We start from the raw sequence: 20,975 nt of genomic DNA, 5'->3' as shown, positions 1-20,975 counted from the left end.
CCGCGCAATTCTTTTTTTCTCTCTCTCTCTCGTGCTCTATTTCTTGCGTCTCGTCCTCTGTCGTGGGCGAGACTTTGTAGATGCGGAGACGAAATAACGGTCGTCGGGCTTCTCCGACCGCTGTCGCAACTAATGCACCGTCAGCTCCAGATATAGCGGGCTGCGGAACGTGGACGACGGCATCCAGGGCAACTGCTCCTGCGTGCGGCGATATTCCGGGACGACCTTGTGGAATTCGTCGAATGCGATCTTGATCGCCATGCGGGCGATGGCCGAACCCAAGCACGCATGCACGCCGCCGCCGAAGCCGAGATGGCCGCGCGGTTTCCGCGTGATGTCGTAGACATCGGGATTGGGAAACTGCCGCTCGTCGCGGTTGGCGGAGCCGTAGGCAAGGCAGACGAAGTCGCCTTCGCGCATGGTCTGGCCGTGCAGGGTGAGATCCTTCTGCAGGCAGCGGCGGAAGCGCTGCGCCGAGGTGTTGAAGCGGAGCGACTCTTCCACCGCGTCCGCCAGCAGATCGGGATTGGCCACGACGGCGCGGCGCGCGTCGGTGTGGTCGGCGAGGTTGTACGCCAGCATGCTCATGAAGCCGCCGAGCGACTCGATGCCGGCCATGATCAGGGTGGTCGTCGTCAGCAGCACCTCGCGCTCGTCGAGCTTGTCGCCATCGATCTCGGCCATGCTGAAATGCGAGATCAGGTCGTTCTGCGGCCGCGCGCGGCGCTCGGCGATAACTGATGCCGCATAGTCCTGCATCCAGGTGTAGGCGGCGATGTGCTGCGGGCCCTTGGCGCGGCTGACCGGATCGCTCTGCACCATCAGCACGGCCTTGTCGCGCACCGTCTGCTCGTCGCCGAGCGGCAGGCCGAGCGCTGCGAACAGCACACGCACGGTGAACTTCGAGGAGAATGCCTCGATGAAGTCGAAGCGCTCCTGGCCGCGCAGCGCCTCGGCGCTGGCGCGGGCGATGTCGCGGATCGGACCCGACAGGCTCTCCAGGTTGCGCTTCATGAAGGCGTGCTGCACGAGACCGCGCAGCCGGTCGTGACGCGGCGGATCGGTGGTGCCGAGCGTCGCCCCGGCGCGGTTCGGTAGCTCGGTCATCAGGTTGCCCTTGGCCGAGGAATAGGTCTGCCAGTTGGTGCCGGCCGCCGCGACATCCGCATAGCGCGACAGGATCCAGACCTGCGCCTGCGGGCTCCAGAAGCAGGGGTGCTCGTCGCGCAAGGTCTTGTAGAACGGGAACGGGTCGGCATCGACCGCAGGCGAATACGGGTCGAACGTGAACATCTTTCGGGCCTCCTCTCCATTGAGTGTGGTCGTTGTTGTTCTTTTCGCGATCCTAATCGCGCTCCGGCCGCGGCGTAAGACACGAACGCCGGTCAAGACTTGTACTTTTCCGACATTCCGGCTTAGCTGCCGCGCATGCCACGCTTTCGCACCAAGCCGTCGATTCCCGCCTTCGCACTGTACGGCGAAGCCTTCGCCGCGCAGCCGGACATGCTGCACATCGAGCCGATCCAGGTGCGCAGCAGACTGTATCGCTGGGAGATCGAGGCGCACACGCATCAGGGCCTGCACCAGATCCTCTGGGTCGCCGCCGGTCCTGCCGAGATCGCCTTGGACGAACGCCGCGAGCGCTGCACCGGCCCGGTCGCCGTCATCATCCCGCCCGGTGTGGTCCACGCCTTCCGCTTCTCGCGCGACACCGACGGCTTCGTGCTCACCTTCAATCCGCGCGCGGTGGTGGAAGGCGACGTGCCGGCCACCGGCGAGGCGCTGCGCGATTTGTTTGCAACGCCGCAAATCCTGCATCTCGAGCCGCAGGCGGTGGCCACCGGCCGGATCGCCGCGCTGTTCGTCGATCTTGCCGATGAGTTCGCTGCCGCCGATTCCGCAGCATCGCCGGTGCCGCATTGGCTCGGGCGCTCGATCGTGTGGCGGCTGGCGCAACAGAGCGCGCGGCAATCGCAGGGCGCGCGACGCGGCAGCGGGCACGCCGCGCTGTTCACGCGCTTCATCGTGCTGGTCGAGGCGCATCATCGCGATCACTGGTCGGTGGCGCGCTATGCCGACGAGCTCGGCATGACGCCGGAGCGGCTGAACCGGCTGACGCGGGCGGAGACCGGACAGTCTGCGCTCGACATCGTGCATGCGCGGCTCGCCCGCGAGGCCTGCCGCCGGCTCACCTATATTGCAGCGCCGGTGTCGAAGCTGGCATTCGAGCTCGGCTTCAGGGACCCGGCCTATTTCTGCCGCTTCTTCAAGCGTCACACCGGTGCCAGCCCGCGCGACTATCGCCGCGCGATGGGCGTTGGCGACGAGGTCGCCGGTGGCCGCGGCTGATCCGACGGGATTGGGGTACCGCCGAACTGTTCCGCCGTGATGTCGGAAAAGTGCAAGAGAATGCAGCGTCCATCCAAGTGACGCCGCGCATTCCTTGGTAGAATCCGCAACTGACAAGCAAACCCAAAAAGCCTGTTGTCGCGAATCCGGGAGAAGATGCCCATGAAAGTCCAAGTCTGCATCATCGGCGGCGGTCCGTCCGGCCTGATGCTGTCGCAGCTGCTGCATCTGCAGGGCATCGATACGATCATCCTGGAAAAATCCAGCCGCGACTACGTGCTGTCGCGCATCCGCGCCGGCGTGCTCGAGCACGGCTTCGCCAAGCTGATGCGCGAGGCGCAGTGCGGCGAGCGGATGGACCGCGAGGGCGAAATCCATCACGGCTTCTACATCGCCCATGACGGCAAGCTCGATCGCGTCGACCTGCACAAATATTCCGGCGGCAACTCGGTGATGGTGTACGGCCAGACCGAGCTGACGCGCGATCTCTACGAGGCCCGCGACAAGCTCGGCGGCAAGGTCGTGCACAATGCGCAGGACGTTACCCCGCACGACATCGCCTCCGACAAGCCTTACGTGACCTATCGCAGCGGCGACGAGATCATTCGCGTCGACTGCGACTACATCATCGGCGCCGACGGTTTTCACGGCGTCAGCCGCAAGTCGATCCCGCAGGACAAGATCAAGGAATATGAGCGGGTCTATCCGTTCGGCTGGCTCGGCGTGCTCTCGCGCACCAAGCCGGTCTCGCCGGAACTGATCTACGCCAAGCATGAGCGCGGTTTCGCGCTGTGCTCGCTGCGCTCCCAGGTGCTGAGCCGCTATTACGTCCAGGTCCCGCTGACCGACAACGTCGAGGATTGGAGCGACGACGCGTTCTGGGAGGAGCTGAAGCGCCGCCTGCCTGAGGAGATTGCAGCCAAGCTCATCACCGGCCCGTCGATCGAGAAGAGCATCGCGCCGCTGCGCAGCTTCGTCGCCGAGCCGATGCGCTACGGCCGGCTGTTCCTCGCCGGCGACGCCGCCCACATCGTGCCGCCGACCGGCGCACGCGGGCTGAACTCGGCGGCGTCCGACATCTACTATCTCTATCATGCGCTGCTCGATCACTACAAAAAGGGCGACGATACCGGCATCGACGGCTACTCGCAGCGGGCACTGGCGCGCATCTGGAAGGCGCAGCGCTTCTCCTGGTGGATGACGACCCTGCTGCATCGCTTCCCCGATCGGCTGCCCTATGAGGACAAGCTGCAGGATACGGAGTTCGAATATCTGTTCTCGTCCGAGGCCGCGCAGCGGTCCTTGGCGGAGAACTATGTCGGGCTGCCGTTCTAGGTGACCTCGGAGCGGTGTGGCTTGCCGGCGAACGTTGATGAGGGCACAGCGCCTCAGCAAACTCTGCTGTCATCCCGGCCTTGAGCCGGGACCCATACCCCCAGGGAGCGGTTTGAGGCAGGCCGGCCATTGGACTTTTGCCCTTCATACTCGCCGCGGAGTGTGTCAGCGAATGCAAAATATTCTGGAAAACGGAAATTTCTGATGGCCGCCTGATGTCCTGAATTGGCCGGAGCAGCGGGTGTGCCGTGCGCGGAGCAGGGCGGGTTTGACAAAACCCGGCGCGCCGCTTCTATTGATCGTCCAAGTTGACAGGAGGCTGCCATGCATCTTCGTCACCTGATCGTCGTGTCCGCGGTCGTACTCGTCTCGGCGCTTGCCGCGCCCGCGACGGCGCACGACTTCTACGCCACCGACATCGACCGTCCCGGCGGCGATTACCGCAGCTTCGACACCTTCGACGACGCCCAGGCCTGCCGTCAGACCTGCACCTGGGAAATGCCGCGGTGCCGCGCCTGGACCTACGTCAAGGCGCCGGCGTTCTGGCACGGGCTGCAGCGGCCGCCGGCGCGCTGCTGGCTCAAGCGCGTAGTGCCGCGGGCGCGGGCCAATCCTTGCTGCATTTCCGGAGTTTCCGGCGGCCAGCGGATCGATTAGGGGCGCCTCGCAGCCGTTTCGTCCATGCCGAGCCTGGCGGCCGAGAGCGCCGCACCTCAGAAATGAGTTGCGCACCTCAAAAATCACGCTAAGTTCCTCAACCCGAAGGGGAGGAGCATGAACGCACCGCTGACATTGCGGGACATTGCGCGGCAGGCGGGCGTCAGTCTCGCCACGGTCGATCGCGTCCTGCACAACCGGCCGGGCGTCCGCCCGGACACGGTGCGGCGCGTCAGGGACGCCATGGCGCGCAGTTCGTTCCAGCCGCATGCCGCAGCCTCCGAGCTGGCCCGCGCGCGCTCAAGGCGTTTTGCGTTCGTCATGCCCGAAGGCGCCAACCTGTTCATGCAGCAGATCGAGGCACATCTCGGCGAGCTCGCGAACTGGATGGCCGCGCGCCGGCTGACGGTCGATGTCGTCACCACCGATGTGTTTGATTCAGCGGTGCTGGCCGGCAAGCTCGAGGATCTCGTCGGCCGCGTCGACGGCGTCGCCGTGGTCGCGCTCGACCATCCCAACGTTCGCGCCGCCATCAACGATCTCGTCGAATCCGGTGCCAAAGTCGTGACCCTGGTGTCGGACGTGCCGTCCTCGCGACGGCATCACTATGTCGGCGTCGACAACATCGCGGCCGGACGCACCGCCGCGGGGCTGGTCGGCCGCTTCATCGGCGGCCGCTCCGGGCGCGTGGCGATCGTCGCCGGCTCGCAGGGGCTGCGCGACCATGCCGAGCGGATCTTCGGCTTCACGCAGGTGATGACGTCCGAATATCGGCAACTCCAGGTTTTGCCCGTGGCTGAGGGCCACGATGTAGACGACCGCTCAGAACACCTCATGCGCAGGCTGCTGGCCGAGACCAGCGACATCGTCGGCCTCTATAACGTCGGAGCCGGCACCGCGGGCGTGGCCAAGGCGCTGACCGAATCCGGTCGCGCCGACGACGTCGTGTTCGTCGGCCACGACGTCACGGCGGTGACGCGCAAGCTGCTGCTGAATGGCGTGATGGACGCCGTCATCTCGCAGAATCCGGGACACGAGGCTCGCTCGGCGGTGCGCGTGCTGCTGGCGCTGGCGCGCGGCGAGCCGCTCCTGAGCGAGCAGGAAGCAATCCGCATCGACATCGTGATGCGGGACAATCTGCCGTGAGCCGGACGGCCGCGGTTCGCGCGGTCGGCTGACCAGGCAGCAAAATGAGAGTGGGCCCAGTCCCGAAGCGACGCAGATCGCGGATGACCGAAGGCCCGTGTGGGAGGAGTGAACAGTGTTTCTCGGACTGGATGTCGGCACATCCGGCGTGAAGGCCGTGCTGGAGGACGAGGCGGGGGTGCTTGTCGCCAGCGCTGCGCGTCCGCTGTCGCTGTCGCACCCGCAGCCGCTGTGGTCCGAGCAGGATCCCGATCACTGGGTCGAGGCTGTCTTTGGCGCGGTCGACGATCTTGCCCGCACCCATCCGCGCGAGACGGCCGCGGTGCGCGGCATCGGCCTGTCCGGCCAGATGCATGGCGCCACTCTGCTCGGCCGCGACGGCCGGCCGCTGCGCCCCGCCATCCTGTGGAACGACGGCCGCTCGCAGGCCGAATGTGCCGAGCTCGAACGCCGCTGTCCGGAGCTGCATGCGATCGCCGGCAATCTCGCGATGCCCGGCTTCACCGCGCCGAAGCTCGTCTGGGTGGCGAAGCACGAGCCTGAGATATTCGCTGAAGTCGCGAAGGTGCTGCTGCCGAAAGCCTATGTGCGCTATCGGCTGTCCGGCGAGATGGCCGAGGACATGTCGGATGCGGCCGGCACCCTGTGGCTCGATGTCGGCGCGCGGCGCTGGTCGCAGACGCTGCTCGCGGCGACCGGCCTCGATCTCGGTCACATGCCGCGGCTGGTCGAGGGCAATGAGAGGAGCGCGGTGCTGTCGCGCGAGCTGACGCAGCGCTGGGGCATGGGCGCTGATGTCGTGATCGCGGGCGGCGCCGGCGACAACGCCGCCAGCGCGATCGGGCTCGGCGCGATCACGCCGGGGGACGCGTTCCTGTCGCTCGGAACCTCGGGCGTGCTGTTCCGCGTCACCGACCGGTTCGCGCCGGCGCCGGAAGCTGCCGTGCACGCCTTCTGCCATGCGCTCGGCGGCCTCTGGCATCAGATGGGCGTGATGCTGTCGGCCGCGGCCTCGCTGTCGTGGCTGGCGCGCATTCTCGATACGCCGGAGGCCACGCTGCTGGCGCCGCTCGGCACGAGGGTCGCGCGGCCGAGCCCGGTGCAGTTCCTGCCCTATCTCGACGGCGAGCGCACGCCGCACAATGATGCGCATGCCGCCGGCGCCCTGGTCGGCCTGCGCAGCGCCGCCGATCGCGGCGATCTGGTGCAGGCCGTGCTGGAAGGCGTGGCGTTTGCCTCCCGCGATATGCTCGCCGCGCTCGGCCGCAGCGATCAGCCGATCGCCGCGCTCGATCTCGTCGGCGGCGGCTCGCGCTCTCTGCTGTGGGCGCAGATCATGGCCGACGTGCTCGGTGTCACCGTGCACCGCGTCGAGGAAGGCGAGGTCGGCGCCGCCATCGGCGCTTCCAGGCTCGGCCGTCTCGCGGCGACCGGCGCGGCGCCGGCCGATGTCTGCCGTAAGCCGCGGCGGCTGCAGAGCTTCGAACCCCGCGCCGCGCAGCGCGCCGCCTACGACGACGCCTATGTGCGTTGGCGCAAGCTCTATCCTGCTCTCAAGGAGTGCATCTCGTGAACGTCCAGGCTCCCTTCTTCCAGACCGGCGCGACCGTCACTTATGGCGGCCCGGCGTCACGCAGCCCGCTGTCGTTCCGCTGGTACGACAAGGACCGTGTCATCAGGGGCAAGCGCATGGAGGACCATCTGCGCTTCGCCGTTTGCTACTGGCATTCGTTCTGCTGGCCGGGCAGCGATCCGTTCGGCGGCGAGACGTTCCTGAGGCCGTGGCAGCACGGCGACGATGCACTCGCCATGGCGCGCGCCAAGGCCGATGTCGCGTTCGAATTGTTCCGCCTGCTCGACGTGCCGTTCTTCACCTTCCATGATGTCGATGCCGCGCCGGAGGGCGCGACGCTGAAGGAGTCGGTCGCCAATCTCAATGCGATCGGCGACCTGTTCGAGCAGAAGATGGCCTCGGCCAAGGTCCGCCTCTTGTGGGGCACGGCCAATTTGTTCTCGCATCGCCGCTATATGGCGGGCGCCGCGACCAATCCCGATCCCGATGTCTTCACCTATGCGGCGGGCCAGGTGCGCGCCGCGCTCGAGGTGACGCATCGGCTGGGCGGCGCCAACTACGTGCTGTGGGGCGGCCGCGAGGGCTATGAGACCCTGCTCAACACCGACATGAAGCGCGAGCTCGATCAGCTCGGCCGCTTCGTCTCGATGGTCGTCGAGCACAAGCACAAGATCGGCTTCAAGGGCCCACTCTTGATCGAGCCGAAGCCGAAGGAGCCGACCAAGCATCAATATGATTTCGACGTCGCCACCTGCTACGGCTTCCTGAAGCGGTACGATCTGCTCGACGACGTCAAGCTCAACATCGAGCAGAACCACGCCATCCTGGCCGGCCATTCGTTCCAGCACGAGATCGCGCTGGCGCAGGCGCTCGGCGTGTTCGGCTCCCTCGACATCAACCGTGGCGACGATCTGCTGGGCTGGGACACCGACCAGTTCGCGATGAACGTGCCGGAGCTGGCGCTAGTGTTTCATGATATGCTCAAGGCCGGCGGCTTCACCACGGGCGGCCTGAACTTCGATGCGAAGATCCGCCGGCAGTCGATCGATCCGGACGATCTCCTGCACGCCCATGTCGGCTCGATGGACGCCTGCGCCCGTGCGCTGATCGCCGCGGATGAGATGCTCACCGACAGCGCGCTGACCGCGCCGCTCGCTCAACGTTATGCCGGCTGGGACGGCGAGGAGGGGCAGGCGATCGTTGCCGGCCGCCGTTCGCTCGCCGAGCTCGCCGACCGCGCCGTCAGTACCGGCCTCGATCCGCAGCCGCGATCCGGCCGGCAGGAATATCTCGAAAGCGTGGTGAACCGTTATGTCTGACCACAGCCTGGGTACGTCGACGAGCCAGACCGGAACAACTGCCATGGCCGCAGCCGCGCTGCCGGTGCTCGAACTGAAGGGGCTCGGCAAGCAGTTCGGCGCGATCCGCGCGCTGCACGGGGTCGATCTCACCATTCGTCCCGGCGAGGTCGTCGGTTTGATGGGCGACAACGGCGCCGGCAAGTCGACGCTGGTGCGCATCATCGCGGGCAACTTTCCGCCGAGCCAGGGCACGATTCATTTCGGAGGCCGCGAGGTGCATTTCCATCGCCCGATGGATTCGCGCAGCGTCGGCATCGAGGTCGTCTATCAGGACCTCGCGCTCGCCAACAATCTCACCGCCGCCGCCAACGTGTTTCTCGGCCGCGAGCTGAAGCGCAATTTCGGACCCCTCGTGCTGCTCGACCACAAGGGCATGGAGGCGCGTGCGCTGGAATTGTTTCGCGAGCTGCGCTCGGAGACGCGGCCGCATGATCTCGTCAAGGACATGTCGGGCGGCCAGCGCCAGGCGGTGGCGATCGCACGCACGCGGCTGTCCAACGCCAAGTTGGTGATGATGGACGAGCCGACCGCAGCGATCTCGGTGCGCCAGGTCGAGCAGGTGCTGAGCCTGATCCATCGGCTCAAGGAGCAGGGCATCGCCGTGATCCTGATCTCGCACCGCATGCCCGACATCTTCGCGGTGTGCGATCGCGTCGTGGTGATGCGGCGCGGCGAGAAGAAGGCCGACAAGCCGGTCGCCGAGACCAGCCCCGAGGAAGTCACCGCGCTGATCACCGGCGCAAAGGAGGCGGCGTGATGTCCGTTCCATCCGAAACGAGCGCTGCGAGCCCCGAGGTCACCTTCACCAATGTCGGCGCCAGCAGGTGGTGGCACCGCGGCGTGTTCGCCTCGCAGACCGCCTACGTCACCTTGGCGCTGATCGCGCTTATCGTCATCATGAGCTTCGCGAGCCCGTACTTCCTGACCCAGGGCAATCTGCAGAACGTTGCAAAAAACTTCTCGTTCATCGCGATCGCCACGCTCGGCATCACCTTCGTGATCATCACCGGCGGCATCGATCTCTCGGTGGGATCGCTGATGTGCTTCGCGGCGATGATCACCTCGATGGTGATGACATCGCTGTCGACCCCTGGGATGCCGCTGTCGTCGCTGTTCGTGCATCTGGCCGCCGACGGCAAGACGGTGGTCGCCAACGTGCCGGGGCTGATCCTGATCGTCTCGGTGCTCGCGGGGCTCGCGGTCTCGCTGGTGGTGGGTCTCATCAACGGCGCCTGCGTGGCGCTGCTCGGGCTGTCGCCGTTCGTGACCACGCTCGGCATGCTCTCGATCGTGCGTGGTCTCGGCTACGTCGTCTCCAACGGCAAGGGCAGCTTCCCCGGCGGTCCCGATGCCGACTACTTCTATGCGCTGACGCAAGGCGACGTGTACGGCGTGCCGGCCCCGTTCATCTATCTGATCCTGCTGGCGCTGGTGATGGCGCTGGTGCTGCATCACACCGCGTTCGGCCGCCACGTCTTCGCGATCGGCGGCAACGAGAAGGCGGCTGAGCTGACGGGCGTGTCGGTGCCGCGCGTCAAGATCGAGGTCTATGTGGTCGGCGCGCTCGCCGCCGGCTTGCAGGGCATCATCATCTCCGGCTGGCTGGGCTCCGCGCCCGCCAACATGGCGACGTCCTACGAGCTGAACGTGATCGCGGCGGCCGTGATCGGCGGCGCCAATCTGGCCGGCGGCATCGGCGGCCCGCTCGGCGCCATCGTCGGCTGCGTGCTGCTGGAGGTGATCCGCAACGGCCTCGTGCTGGCGCAGGTCAACTCCTACTGGCAGCAGACGCTGGTCGGCGTGATCATCATCGCGGCCGTGCTGGTCGATCGGATCCGTGCGCGATTGCTGTGACGGAATACTGGCCGGGATGTGACTGTTCAGGTCTATCCGCGCCCGGCACAGACAATCATCACGGATAGACATGGAGGAGGGAAGCCATGAGAAAGTTGCTGTATGCGGTCGCATCGCTCGCGATCCTGATGGGACCGGCGCAGGCCGAGACCAAATATCGCTTCGCCATCGTGCCGAAGGCGATGAACAACCCGTTCTTCGACGTCGCGCGCGACGGCTGCCTGAAGCGCGCCAAGGAGCTCGGCAATGTCGAGTGCATCTACAAGGGCCCGGTCGAGCACGAGCCGGCGACGCAGGCGCAGATCATCCAGGACTTCATCACTCAGAAGGTCGACGGCCTCGCCATCTCGGTGGCCGACGTCGCGGCGATGACCAAGTCGATCGACGCGGCGACCGCCGCCGGCATCCCCGTCATCACCTTCGACGCGGACGCGCCGGGCTCCAAGCGCCTCGCTTATATCGGCACCAACAACAAGGATTTTGGCCTCGCGCTCGGCAAGCAGCTGCGCGAGCTCCGGCCTGACGGCGGCAAATATGCCGTGGTCTCCGGCGGTCCGGGCGCCAAGAATCTCGCCGAGCGCGTCGACGGCGTGCGTGAGGCGCTGAAGGGCTCGAAGTGGACGGAAGTCGCGGGCTCGCCGACCTTCTGCAACGACGATCCGGCGCTGGCCGTCCAGCAGATGGCTGACCTCCGCACCGCGACGCCGGACCTCGGCGCCATCGTGCCGATCGGCGGCTGGCCGATGTTCGCACCTGAAGGCTACAAGGCCTTCGTCAACAAGAACAAGAAGGACATCGACGCTGGCAAGCTGACGCTCGTCGTCGCCGATACGCTGAAGATGCAGCTCGAGCTGCTGCGCGACGGCTATTCCAACGCGCTGACCGGCCAGCGGCCGTTCGAGATGGGCGAGAAGTCGATGGACACGCTGCTCGCGATCAAGAAGGGCGAGAAGGTGCCGGACGTGATCTACACCGGCCTCGATCTCGTGACCAAGGACAACGTCGCGAAGCTTCTAAACTAATCGCAGTTCCTCCCGGGGAAAACCTGGCGGTCCGGCAACCGGCTTCGGCCGGCGGCCGGGCCGCCCTTTTTGTCTGGGGCAGGCCCGGCTCGCATTGACATGGCGAATTATCTGACATAAGTCAGATATCATGCTCGACCCCGTCGCCCGCGTCCGCCGCTTCAACCGCGCCGTTACCTCGGAAGTCGGCGCGCTCGACACCTCGTTTCTCGGCCGCGGCCGGCCGCTCGGCGCGGCGCGCGTGCTCAACGCCATCGGCCACGGCCGCAGCGACGTCGCCGATCTGCGCGACTATCTCGCGCTCGACTCCGGCCTGATGAGCCGGTTGTTGCGCAGCCTCGAGGAGGAGGGGCTGGTCACGACGAAACCGCATTCCGACGATGCGCGCCGCCGCATCGCCAAGCTCACCGCCGCCGGTCGCCGCGAGTTCGAGGCCTATGAGACGCTCTCCAACGCACAGGCGCAGTCGATGATCGCGCGCCACGGTCAGCCGGACACCTTGCTGGCCGCCATGGACATGGTTGCCGCCGCGCTCGGCCGCGACCGCATCGCCATCGAGGAGGTCGATCCGCGTGGTGAATCGGCCCGCTATTGTCTGAACGAATATTACGCCGAGCTGTCACGCCGCTTCTCGCGCGGCTACGACGTGGCGCTGTCGCGCGATCCCGACGCATTGGACATGATGGCTCCGCGCGGCGCGTTCTTCGTCGCGCTGTCCGATGGCCTGCCGCTCGGCTGCGTCGGGCTGAAGGGCACCGGCCGCGACGATGCCGAGATCAAGCGGCTCTGGGCCGCTCCCGCCGCCCGCGGCCTCGGCCTCGGCCGGCGGTTGATGGACGCGGCCGAGAACGCCGCGCGAAGGCTGTCCATCACGAGGCTGCGGCTCGACACCAACAGCGCGTTGGCGGAGGCCCAGCAGCTCTATCGCAAGACCGGCTGGACCGAGATCGAACGCTTCAACGACGATCCCTATCCGGATCTGTTTTTCGAGAAGCGGCTTTAATCCCAGAGCCGCTGCTTGCCACCTCGAGTTCTCGCCCGAGTGATAGGATCGCATTCGCGGACTCGGTCGGATTCAGGGTGGGATGCAGATGAGTTCCGCGCAGCCTCACCACAGGCCAAGCACGCCTTCGCGCCTCTGCGCTGGCGTGGTCGTATATGGGGGACGTCTGAACATAACCAGCCGGGACATGATGCCACGGCGCCAGATGGATGACGTCATTGAACCAACCGATCGTCATCCGTGGTAGTCCAATCTCGAATTCCGCAAGGGCGACAGGATCGAGGGCAAGATGATCCAGTCCAATGATTGCGGCACGATCGGGATGCCGTGAGAACCAGCGGGACCAGACCGGCAGTGTTCCGTCGGATGCAGCGATGCTTCGGATGAAATCGTGAAGGGCAGGCCGAACAGGTCCGGCGCGCCCCTCTGGCGGCGGGATGTCGCCGTCGAAAATGATGATCGCCCGTGCCGGCAACCTCGTTGCGAGGTCGGCGACGAGCGCGCTCGCCGAGCTGTGCCCGACCAGGATCAGCTCTTCAGACGGCGTGATCTGATCGAGAAGATGTCGAGTCCAGTCGCTCCAGGCGGGTGGAACAGCGCATTGGGCGAGGATATCGGGCACCTGTACTACGCATCCAGCTGCGCGTAGTCGGTCGGCCGTCGGCTTCCAGCTGGATGCCCTGACCATTGGACCCGCGACGAGAACAAATTCGACTGGCATACTTTCGTCCCCGGAGCGCGATCGGATGCGAGTCAGATCGGAAATAGGCGGTTGAATTCACGCAGTCCGTTTGCGCTGAAGAGTACGGCACGGCTGTCCTTGTCGCGCCGCGCCCACTTCAGTGCGAATATCCGCGATAGGCAGGCACAGCCAAGCCGGCCGGCGAGATGGTCGCGCCGTTCGCTCCAGTCGAGACAACTGACGCAGGTCACGCTGTCCTTGGTCTGATGTTCACCAAGGTCGATGCCGAACCGCTGCGCGAAGCGTCGCCCAGCGCTCGTCAATCTAACGTGGCCGCCGCCGCATTCCAACAGTCGGCTCTGCACCATGCTTTCGAACATCTGCACGCCGCGTGCGCCGGCGAGGTGATCATAGCACACGCGCGCCTCGCGCAGTGCCGGGTCGCGGGGGCCGGTGCGGACCCGCCGATGCCCGGTGCGGGCAGCGAGCAACATCAGTGTCTCTAGTGTGTGGACGACGTCCTCACCGGAAAGACGGACATAACGATGACGTCCTTGCTTGATCGAGAGGAGGAGGCCCGCTGCTTCGAGCTTGCTGATGTGCGTACTGGCGGTGGGAAGCCCGACATTAGCTGAACGCGCGAGCTCGCTGATCGTGAGGGCGCGCCCGTCCATCAGAGCGGAAAGAATGTTGGCGCGGGCTGGGTCGCCGATGAGCGCGGCGATGGCAGCGATATGAGGGCCGTCCTTCATGGTTTGACCGATAGCGAAGCATCGTCCTTGTTTCAACGCCTATAAGGCCGCCGGCCAGAGCAAGAGATGGACAGATGACCAGGCATGACCAGTGGACTGCGCCCCTCGAATACGCATTCAGGCACGCGGTGAAGTACCTTCGTGAAGCGGACCTCCGTCCGGTCGGTGCCTTTGCCACGCTGGATGCGCTGCGGCAGCGGTTGGGGGGACCGCTGCCCGACGAGGGGCTTCCTTCCGAGCAGGTGCTCGACGAGTTGGTCCGCGACGTCGAGGGCGGCATTCTCGGTAGCACGAGTGCGCGCTTCTTCGGCTGGGTCATTGGAGGAACGCTGCCAGCGGCTCTTGCGGCGGATTGGCTGGTCTCGGCCTGGGACCAGAACGCGGCGATCCACGCGTGCGGCCCCGCCGAGGCGGTCATCGAGGAAATTGCCGGCGAGTGGCTGAAGCGCCTGTTCGGCCTGCCCGCGACCGCCAGCTTCGCCTTCGTTTCCGGCACGCAAATGGCGCATGTGACCTGTCTCGGCGCCGCACGCCATCGTCTGCTGGTGCGGGCAGGGTGGGATGTCGAGGAGAAGGGACTGTTCGGCGCTCCGGCGATCCGCGTCGTCACCAGTAGCGAGCGTCACGGTTCTATCGAACGGGCGTTGCGGATTCTCGGGCTCGGAAAGAACTCGGTGCGATCGCTGCCATGCAGCCATGCGGGTCAGCTCGATCCGTCGGCACTCCACCAGGCCCTCAGTGAAGCGGCACAGCCGACCATCGTGATCCTGCAGGCGGGTGATCTCAACATCGGGGCTTGTGACCCTTTTGCCGAACTGGTCCCCATCGCTCATGAGCATGGTGCATGGGTGCACGTGGACGGAGCGTTCGGCTTGTGGGCGGCAGCGAGTCCGCGTTACAGGCATTTGCTACGCGGCGTCGAGCTGGCGGATTCCTGGACCAACGATGGGCACAAATGGCTCAATACGCCGTTCGATTGCGGCTACGCCTTCGTTGCTGATCCGCAGGCTCACCGCGGCGCGTTTTCTCATCGCACCAGCTATACGATGTATGTCGATGGTGCGCGCGACCAGATCGACTGGAATCCGGAATGGTCGCGACGCGGTCGCGCCGTGCCGACCTATGCCGCACTCCGCCAACTCGGCCGCGACGGCGTCGCCGATCTCGTAAACCGCAGCTGCGCGCACGCGCATGCGCTGGTCACTCGGATCGGAAGCCTACCTGGTGCCGCTGTCGCGTTCGAGCCCACGATCAACCAGGGCCTTGTTCGGTTTCTGGACCCGCGCCCCGATGCGACGGAGGCTGATCACGATCGGCGAACGGACCTCGTGATTGCCCAAATCTGTGCCACGGGAGAGGCCTTCTTCGGCGGCACGACATGGCGAGGGCGACGCTGCATGCGGGTGTCCGTCTGCAACTGGCAAACCGATACGGCTGCCGTCGATCGCGCGGTTGCCGCAGCCCGGCACGTGCTCGACGATCTCTTGGCGCGCGAGACAAGGCTGGACAACGGTTGATTCGGTGAGATCTGAGCGCGTCGCCCATCAGATGAAGAGCTCAAACCCGTTTCGCACTGCTTCGGCAGACATCTCCGCCCCGCAACGGACCTCGGCTGCCTTCTCGGCGTTAAGCGAGGGGCAACCGGAGTGGTGCTTGGATGCTACAGCGCGGGCTTCGCGAGTTGAGACGGCGAGAGATAAGATGGCCTTGAGGCCAATTTCCTGCCCCGGGCGGACGCAATTGTGGCGAGTTGGAAGCGTTGTAACTCCAGGGCGGTCCTTCGCCTCACTTAACCCGAAGACATGATTGAGCGTATAGAATTCGAAGTGCGCCGCGCGAAGCCTCGCGGCGGAACAGCATGGAATCGGGACAGGGCATGGCGATACGATCCACGGCGGCTCGGAACCTTGCAGCGATGCGTCGCCGAGGACCGGCCTTAATGACTCTCGCGGCGCTGGTCGCCTTGACTTTTTCGGGGGAGGCTTACGCCCGGCAGGCGCGCCCCGCACCCGTGACCGAAGCCACGGCGCCGCGGGCGCATGGCGATCCGATCATGGCGATCGTGTCGATCAAGGCGCAGAAGGTCACCTTTTACGACGCGGAGGGGTGGATCTGGCGGGCGCCGGTGTCCACCGGGGTCGCCGGCCGCGAGACGCCGGCCGGCGTGTTCGCCGTGCTGGAGAAGGACAAGGACCACCGCTCGACGCTGTATGACGATGCCTGGATGCCGAACATGCAGCGCATCACCTGGAACGGCGTCGCGCTGCATGGCGGACCGCTGCCCGGCTACGCCGCCTCGCATGGCTGCGTCCGCATGCCCTACGGCTTCGCCGAGAAACTGTTCGACAGGACCTATATCGGCATGCGGGTGATCATTGCGCCCGGCGACGTCGCGCCGGTCGAATTCTCGCATCCGGCCTTGTTCGCACCGACTGCCGAGGCGCTCACGGGAGCCCCCTCGCGAGCGGCCGCGCTCGGCCGCGAGGCCGAGGACGCCGCCAGGATCGCCGACGAAGCCAAGGCGGCTGCCGCCGCCGCCGAGCGCGATGCGAAGTCGCTGAAGGCCTCCTTGCGCAAGCTGGAGCAGGCCAAGGCGCGCAGCGAGGCCGAGTTGAAATTCGCCGACAAGAAATTGGCCGCCGCAAAGACCGATCAGGCCAGGGCGCAAGCCGAGGACGCGCAGCAGAAGGCCGCGACCAAGGCCGCTGACGCGGCGGCGCAGTTCGAGGCCGCCAAATCGGACGCCGTTGCCAAGCTCGCTGTGGCCGCGACGACGAAGGACGCGGCCAAGGCGGCCGCTGCGAAGAAGACCGAAACCGCCAAGACGGCCGAGGAGGCGAAGCTCGCGACCGAGCCGGTGTCGGTCTACATCAGCCGCTCGACGCAGATGCTCTATGTCAGGCGCAACACGCACAAGCCCGCGCGCGACGGCGGCGGCGAGGTCTTCGATACCTCGCTGGAGTCGCCGGTCACGATCCGCGATCCCGACCGGCCCATCGGGACCCATATATTCACGGCGGTGGGGCAGAATGGCGCGGGGCTGCGCTGGACGGCGGTGACGATCGACGACGGCGACGACGCCAAGGACGCCCTCGATCGCATCACCATTCCGAAGGACGTGCTGGCCCGGATCGCCCCCACCGCGGTGGCGCGCTCCTCGATCATCGTCTCGGACGAGCCGCTGTCGAGCGAGACCAACTACCGCACCGAATTTGTCGCCGTCTTGAGCAACCAGCCGCAAGGCGGCTTCGTCACGCGCCGGCCCACCACCAACGCCGATGTCATTGCCAGCGGCGATGAATATGATGATGGGTTCGGCAACTTCTTCCAGCGCAGCTGGGACGGCCAGCCCGTGGCGCCGCAGCGCAGGCGCGGGGCGCCTCCGACCTACTACCGGCCGGTGCAGCCGAGCTGGTGGTAGCGACGGGGCAATCTGTAGACCGCGCGACAGGCGCGCGGTCAGGTCGTTCGATCAGGACGGCGCTCAGTTCCGGCCCGCCGGCACCACGCCCGGCCATTGCATCATGAACGGCTGAACCTGCTGCGGCTCGGTCCCGGCCGTGCGCGCAACGCGCCGGACGCGATGCTTGTGCATGCGGCTGATCGAGCTCGTCGCCTCGCGAGCCGTCTCGATGCGGGCGACCTGCTGACGAATCTCGCTTGTGCTCGTCCGGAGCTGCTCGATGCCCATCTCGCTGGTCGCCGCGGCTGCGCGCAACCCGCTCAGCTCGGTCGAGGTGTCCTCCTGCGCGGCGCGCAGGCGGATGGCCTGCCGCTTCAGCAGCGCGAGATCCTGCTCGATCTTATCGGCCGTGTCGCGGCGTCGCGCCTCGGTCTCGTCGGCTGCGGTGCGCAGCGTCGCGAGGCCGGTCTCGGTGCTGGTGAGGCTGGCGCGAAGCTGGATCAGCTCGCCGGACGCATCGTTCTGGCGGTCGCGCAGCCGGGCGGTTTCCGCCTTGAGCTGGGTGAGCTCGGACGTCAACGCGGCGACGCGTGTCTCCAGCGAAGGCGATCCGTTGCCTGCCAACGAGAAGCTGTTGGCCCCGCCGCCGCTCCACCAGATCACGCCGGCGCTGGCTGCGAGCGCCAGGCTCATGATGATACGCAGAGAGGCCGTGCCGCTCTTCGGCGGGACGTCCGGCGTCTTGGGGGATTTGTGCATCGACAGGTCTCCGGGATTCGGTTGAGACCATTATGACCATATTAAGGTTGCCAATGTTCTAAGCGCGCCGTGCTCGCTCGCGATTTGAAGTACGTAGATTTGCGGGGGCGCGCATATGGCGTCGTTGCGCAACTACAAGGACATGCGCATCGCAGATGCCGTGGGCGCAGGTCGCATCCGAAAGTTGTGTCGCGTCATGTGGCCGAAGATGAGCGGGTCTCACTGCACGATCATGACGCGGACGGACCACGGAGGCTCCCACACGGCGAGGGTCCGGAAAATACCTCGCGCGCCGTCCCGATCATGCGTTACATCTCGACGATGTCCGACACTCCGACCACCACGGCAACACCTGCTTTCGATGAACTCGCCGAAGCGATCCGGCATCGCCGATCGGTCTATGGCCATATCAGCGGGCTGCGTATGGACCGCTTCGCCTCAGGCGAGGCCTGGTCGACGTTGCCCTATCGCGAGGTGTTCGTCGGCGACAGCGACACCGGCGTGATCCACGGCGGCGTCGTCACCGCGATGCTCGACGAGAGCTGCGGCATGGCCGTGCAGCTCGCGCTCGACGGCAGCCGGGCGATCGCCACGCTCGACCTGCGCATCGACTATCAGAAGCCGGCGGCTCCCGGCGTCGACATCAAGGCGCATGCGGTGTGCTACCGCGTCACCCGCTCGATCGCCTTCGTGCGTGCCACAGCCTTTCAGGAGGAGGAGAGCGATCCGGTTGCGACCGCGACGGCCTGCTTCATGATCGGCGCCAACCGCACCAACATGCTGACCGATCGCCCGGCCTTCACCGGGGCACCGCCGCCGCTCGAAGCCCCCGACGATGCCACGGGGCTGTTTGCCACCAGTCCGTTTGCGCGCTGTCTCGGCATTCGGCTCGGCGAGAACGACACCCTGGTGATGCCGTTCTCGCGCCAGATCATCGGCAATCCCGTGCTTCCCGCCATTCATGGCGGCATGACCGGTGCGTTTCTGGAGACGGCCGCGATTGTCACCGTCATGCGCGAACTCGGCGTGTCCCCGCCGAAGCCGATCGGCCTCACCATCAACTACCTGCGTTCGGGCCGTGCGCTCGACAGCATCGCCTCCGCCTCGATCGTCAAGCAGGGCCGACGCGTCGTCGCGTTCGAGGCCCGGGCCTGGCAGGACGATGCCGCCAAGCCGATCGCCACCGCCTTCGGCCATTTCATGCTGCGGCAGGCGCCCGGGGAGGAACAGGACTGACCCGGGGGCAGCGGCGCGATCAGGGCTTGCGCAGGATCTTGTCGATGGCCTTGCCCCTCGCCAGCTCATCGATCAGCTTGTCCAGGTAACGGATCTCCCGCATCGTCGGCTCCTCGATCTCCTCGACGCGGACGCCGCAGACCGTGCCCTTGATCAGGGACCGCGCGGGATTCATCGCGGGCGCCTGCGCGAAGAAGGTCTCGAAATCGGTCTGTCGGTGCAGCTGGGCCTCGAGCGCCTTCTGGTCGTACCCCGTCAACCAGCCGATGATCTGATCGACCTCCGCTTTGGTGCGTCCCTTCTTCTCGCTCTTGGCGACATAGAGCGGATACACGCTCGCGAAGCTCATCGTATAGATGCGGTGTTTCGCCATGACAGCTCCTCTCCGAAATTCATATCATCGAGCAGCTCCGTTCGTACACGTCATCCTGCGCTGGGCGGAAAGACAGGACTGGGAGCGGCCGGGGCGAGCGTTGTCGCGCAAACCGCGCGCAAGCGGCTGCCCGTCGTCAGGATCGTTCGTGCTGCCGGTCGAGCGAGTCCAAGGCCCAGCGCAATTGCCGGTCGGTGGCGCGCAGCCGGATCTCGTCTGACGCCAGCGCGGCCAGAGCGAGCAGCGTCTTTTCCTGCTCGGCGTCGAGCCTGCGCGGTTCGTAGTCGATGACGCACAGCGCGCCCACGGCGAAGCCGTCCGGATCGGTGACGGGAGCGCCCGCATAGAAGCGGAAATGCGGGGCGCCCGCTACGGCGGGATTGGTGTCGAACGGGGGCTCGTGGGCCAGGTCGCTCACGGCGAAGACACCCTTCTGCAGGATGGTGTGGTTGCAGAACGACCAGCTTCGCGGCGTCTCCGTCATCTTCAGCCCGACGCGCGACTTGAACCACTGGCGGTCGTTGGTGAGCATCGTCAACAGCGCGATCGGCGTGCCGAGGCTGCGGCTCGCAAGCCAGGTCAGGCGATCGAAGGCGTCCTCCGGCGCCGTGTCGACCAGGCCCGAGCGCTTCAGCGCGGTGAGACGCCGGCCTTCGTTGGATGCGAGCGGGAAGGGCGCGCCATCCACGATGATGTCATGCGGCGCCTCCTTGTCCCGCAACAGGCGATGCAACGCAGCCGCCAGTTGGTCGGGAGAGGTCACCGTCACGCGCCGCAAGGCGGCGAGATCGCCGCTCGCCATCACGTCCGCGCTTGCCGATGCAAACACGGCAATCGAGCCGAATGCCGGATTCCCATCGATCTGCTTTAGGAAGGCCAGCCGGTCGGAATGGTCGCCGTCGAGGTCGACGATGACAGCGGCCGGCAGCCGTGAGCCAATGACGAAGGCTGCCGTGTGGGCATCCTCATGGATCGCGACGGTGCATTCCGGCACGGCCGCCAGCATCGCTTCGTAGATCGCCCGACGGTCCGGCGAGCACACGACGATGACGAGCGAGGACTCCAGGACAGGGGCGGGCCTGGTGCGGGCGATGAGCGCTTCGACCTCGGTGCGGTAGACGCGGCGGTGCCCTCCCGGCGTCTTCCAGGAGGTCAGCGTGCCGCCCTCGATCAGCAATTGCGCCGTGCGCACGGAGATCCCCAGCAGCTTCGCTGCCTCGGATGTCGTCAAAACGTCCTTGTCCATGGGCTGCACCGTATCGGCTGGCCAATTGGTTTGCAGCCCCTCGTGAACGATCCGTGCTCCCGCCTGGATCGCGCCAGAGCCGCCTGGGTTCAATCGCAAGCGCGTCATTTCGATCACAAAACTATTATATTTGATATTATTGCTATAATTGATAAATTTGATACAAGCAATCCCGCAGCGTGGCATAGGGATACCGAAACCAGGTGTCATCTGGCCGCGAATGC

General features: G+C 66.0%; 19 protein-coding genes. 13 read left to right on the top strand and 6 right to left on the bottom strand.

The features are described 5' to 3' along the window. Positions 1–129: 129 nt before the first annotated feature. Positions 130–1,293 (bottom strand): cytochrome P450, encoded by a 1,164-nt coding sequence (locus HL666_RS08710; protein WP_172180878.1) that lies wholly within the window; start codon positions 1,291–1,293, stop codon positions 130–132. A 135-nt stretch (positions 1,294–1,428) separates the two neighbouring features. On the opposite strand from HL666_RS08710, the gene HL666_RS08705 reads away from it, so the two are divergent. From HL666_RS08705 to HL666_RS08660, 10 genes are all read left to right on the top strand, one after another. Continuing rightward, positions 1,429–2,349, top strand: a complete 921-nt coding sequence (locus tag HL666_RS08705; protein WP_172180876.1) for a helix-turn-helix domain-containing protein — start codon at positions 1,429–1,431, stop codon at positions 2,347–2,349. A gap of 162 nt (positions 2,350–2,511) precedes the next feature. Then, positions 2,512–3,684 carry a 4-hydroxybenzoate 3-monooxygenase gene (gene pobA, locus HL666_RS08700; RefSeq protein ID WP_172111822.1) on the top strand — a complete coding sequence of 391 codons (1,173 nt, stop codon included), beginning with the start codon at positions 2,512–2,514 and terminating at the stop codon, positions 3,682–3,684. 324 nt (positions 3,685–4,008) lie between these two features. Further along, positions 4,009–4,341 carry a PAN domain-containing protein gene (locus tag HL666_RS08695; RefSeq protein WP_172180874.1) on the top strand — a complete coding sequence of 111 codons (333 nt, stop codon included), beginning with the start codon at positions 4,009–4,011 and terminating at the stop codon, positions 4,339–4,341. A 117-nt stretch (positions 4,342–4,458) separates the two neighbouring features. Continuing rightward, positions 4,459–5,487, top strand: a complete 1,029-nt coding sequence (locus HL666_RS08690) for a LacI family DNA-binding transcriptional regulator (protein ID WP_172111824.1) — start codon at positions 4,459–4,461, stop codon at positions 5,485–5,487. 115 nt (positions 5,488–5,602) lie between these two features. Further along, positions 5,603–7,060 carry a xylulokinase gene (gene xylB, locus HL666_RS08685; protein ID WP_172180872.1) on the top strand — a complete coding sequence of 486 codons (1,458 nt, stop codon included), beginning with the start codon at positions 5,603–5,605 and terminating at the stop codon, positions 7,058–7,060. Next, a complete protein-coding gene (gene xylA, locus HL666_RS08680; protein WP_172111826.1) occupies positions 7,057–8,379 on the top strand; it encodes a xylose isomerase in 1,323 nt (440 codons plus the stop codon). The genes xylB and xylA overlap by 4 nt, the downstream gene beginning before the upstream one ends. Positions 8,380–8,422: 43 nt before the next feature. Next, a complete protein-coding gene (locus HL666_RS08675) occupies positions 8,423–9,178 on the top strand; it encodes an ATP-binding cassette domain-containing protein (protein WP_172111827.1) in 756 nt (251 codons plus the stop codon). Further along, positions 9,178–10,275: an ABC transporter permease gene (locus HL666_RS08670; RefSeq protein ID WP_172111828.1), complete on the top strand. Its 1,098-nt coding sequence runs from the start codon at positions 9,178–9,180 to the stop codon at positions 10,273–10,275. Before HL666_RS08675 ends, HL666_RS08670 begins: the two co-directional genes overlap by 1 nt. A gap of 86 nt (positions 10,276–10,361) precedes the next feature. Beyond that, a complete protein-coding gene (locus HL666_RS08665) occupies positions 10,362–11,297 on the top strand; it encodes a sugar-binding protein (protein WP_172111829.1) in 936 nt (311 codons plus the stop codon). A gap of 130 nt (positions 11,298–11,427) precedes the next feature. Continuing rightward, positions 11,428–12,300: a bifunctional helix-turn-helix transcriptional regulator/GNAT family N-acetyltransferase gene (locus HL666_RS08660; protein ID WP_172180870.1), complete on the top strand. Its 873-nt coding sequence runs from the start codon at positions 11,428–11,430 to the stop codon at positions 12,298–12,300. Here the strand turns inward: HL666_RS08660 and HL666_RS08655 are convergent. Further along, the gene (locus tag HL666_RS08655; protein ID WP_376698582.1) at positions 12,254–12,922 is read right to left on the bottom strand and encodes an alpha/beta hydrolase; all 669 of its coding nucleotides are present in this window, start codon (positions 12,920–12,922) and stop codon (positions 12,254–12,256) included. The genes HL666_RS08660 and HL666_RS08655 overlap by 47 nt on opposite strands. A 131-nt stretch (positions 12,923–13,053) precedes the next feature. Then, positions 13,054–13,734, bottom strand: a complete 681-nt coding sequence (locus tag HL666_RS08650) for an ArsR/SmtB family transcription factor (protein ID WP_172180866.1) — start codon at positions 13,732–13,734, stop codon at positions 13,054–13,056. A 74-nt stretch (positions 13,735–13,808) separates the two neighbouring features. On the opposite strand from HL666_RS08650, the gene HL666_RS08645 reads away from it, so the two are divergent. Beyond that, the gene (locus tag HL666_RS08645) at positions 13,809–15,251 is read left to right on the top strand and encodes a pyridoxal phosphate-dependent decarboxylase family protein (protein WP_172111832.1); all 1,443 of its coding nucleotides are present in this window, start codon (positions 13,809–13,811) and stop codon (positions 15,249–15,251) included. Positions 15,252–15,610: 359 nt separating this feature from the next. Beyond that, positions 15,611–17,155 (top strand): L,D-transpeptidase, encoded by a 1,545-nt coding sequence (locus HL666_RS08640; protein ID WP_172180864.1) that lies wholly within the window; start codon positions 15,611–15,613, stop codon positions 17,153–17,155. 63 nt (positions 17,156–17,218) lie between these two features. Here HL666_RS08640 and HL666_RS08635 read toward each other — a convergent pair whose 3' ends face one another. After that, on the bottom strand, positions 17,219–17,896 hold the full coding sequence (locus HL666_RS08635; protein ID WP_172111834.1) for a hypothetical protein: 678 nt from the start codon (positions 17,894–17,896) through the stop codon (positions 17,219–17,221). Between the two features lie 321 nt (positions 17,897–18,217). Between HL666_RS08635 and HL666_RS08630 the strand changes: the two genes are divergently transcribed. Continuing rightward, positions 18,218–19,132 carry a PaaI family thioesterase gene (locus HL666_RS08630; RefSeq protein ID WP_172180862.1) on the top strand — a complete coding sequence of 305 codons (915 nt, stop codon included), beginning with the start codon at positions 18,218–18,220 and terminating at the stop codon, positions 19,130–19,132. A 19-nt stretch (positions 19,133–19,151) separates the two neighbouring features. Here HL666_RS08630 and HL666_RS08625 read toward each other — a convergent pair whose 3' ends face one another. Both HL666_RS08625 and HL666_RS08620 read right to left on the bottom strand, forming a co-directional pair. Beyond that, positions 19,152–19,505, bottom strand: a complete 354-nt coding sequence (locus HL666_RS08625) for a DUF2200 domain-containing protein (RefSeq protein WP_172180861.1) — start codon at positions 19,503–19,505, stop codon at positions 19,152–19,154. 136 nt (positions 19,506–19,641) lie between these two features. Further along, positions 19,642–20,961 (bottom strand): excisionase family DNA-binding protein, encoded by a 1,320-nt coding sequence (locus tag HL666_RS08620; RefSeq protein ID WP_246741488.1) that lies wholly within the window; start codon positions 20,959–20,961, stop codon positions 19,642–19,644. Between the last annotated feature and the right edge of the window lie 14 nt (positions 20,962–20,975).

The organism is Bradyrhizobium aeschynomenes (assembly GCF_013178945.1).
In the GTDB taxonomy this organism is placed as follows: Bacteria; Pseudomonadota; Alphaproteobacteria; order Rhizobiales; family Xanthobacteraceae; genus Bradyrhizobium; species Bradyrhizobium aeschynomenes.
The sequence above is the reverse complement of the archived record's forward strand: the minus strand, read 5'-3'. Positions and strand labels throughout refer to the sequence as shown.

What these genes read in the sequence shown, in the direction of transcription:
- HL666_RS08710 (WP_172180878.1), bottom strand. Translation starts at nt 1,293, where the DNA reads ATGTTCACGTTCGACCCGTATTCGCCTGCGGTCGATGCCGACCCGTTC.
- HL666_RS08705 (WP_172180876.1), top strand. Translation starts at nt 1,429, where the DNA reads ATGCCACGCTTTCGCACCAAGCCGTCGATTCCCGCCTTCGCACTGTAC.
- pobA (WP_172111822.1), top strand. Translation starts at nt 2,512, where the DNA reads ATGAAAGTCCAAGTCTGCATCATCGGCGGCGGTCCGTCCGGCCTGATG.
- HL666_RS08695 (WP_172180874.1), top strand. Translation starts at nt 4,009, where the DNA reads ATGCATCTTCGTCACCTGATCGTCGTGTCCGCGGTCGTACTCGTCTCG.
- HL666_RS08690 (WP_172111824.1), top strand. Translation starts at nt 4,459, where the DNA reads ATGAACGCACCGCTGACATTGCGGGACATTGCGCGGCAGGCGGGCGTC.
- HL666_RS08675 (WP_172111827.1), top strand. Translation starts at nt 8,423, where the DNA reads ATGGCCGCAGCCGCGCTGCCGGTGCTCGAACTGAAGGGGCTCGGCAAG.
- HL666_RS08670 (WP_172111828.1), top strand. Translation starts at nt 9,178, where the DNA reads ATGTCCGTTCCATCCGAAACGAGCGCTGCGAGCCCCGAGGTCACCTTC.
- HL666_RS08665 (WP_172111829.1), top strand. Translation starts at nt 10,362, where the DNA reads ATGAGAAAGTTGCTGTATGCGGTCGCATCGCTCGCGATCCTGATGGGA.
- HL666_RS08660 (WP_172180870.1), top strand. Translation starts at nt 11,428, where the DNA reads ATGCTCGACCCCGTCGCCCGCGTCCGCCGCTTCAACCGCGCCGTTACC.
- HL666_RS08650 (WP_172180866.1), bottom strand. Translation starts at nt 13,734, where the DNA reads ATGAAGGACGGCCCTCATATCGCTGCCATCGCCGCGCTCATCGGCGAC.
- HL666_RS08645 (WP_172111832.1), top strand. Translation starts at nt 13,809, where the DNA reads ATGACCAGGCATGACCAGTGGACTGCGCCCCTCGAATACGCATTCAGG.
- HL666_RS08640 (WP_172180864.1), top strand. Translation starts at nt 15,611, where the DNA reads ATGGCGATACGATCCACGGCGGCTCGGAACCTTGCAGCGATGCGTCGC.
- HL666_RS08635 (WP_172111834.1), bottom strand. Translation starts at nt 17,896, where the DNA reads ATGCACAAATCCCCCAAGACGCCGGACGTCCCGCCGAAGAGCGGCACG.
- HL666_RS08630 (WP_172180862.1), top strand. Translation starts at nt 18,218, where the DNA reads ATGTCCGACACTCCGACCACCACGGCAACACCTGCTTTCGATGAACTC.
- HL666_RS08625 (WP_172180861.1), bottom strand. Translation starts at nt 19,505, where the DNA reads ATGGCGAAACACCGCATCTATACGATGAGCTTCGCGAGCGTGTATCCG.
- HL666_RS08620 (WP_246741488.1), bottom strand. Translation starts at nt 20,961, where the DNA reads ATGACACCTGGTTTCGGTATCCCTATGCCACGCTGCGGGATTGCTTGT.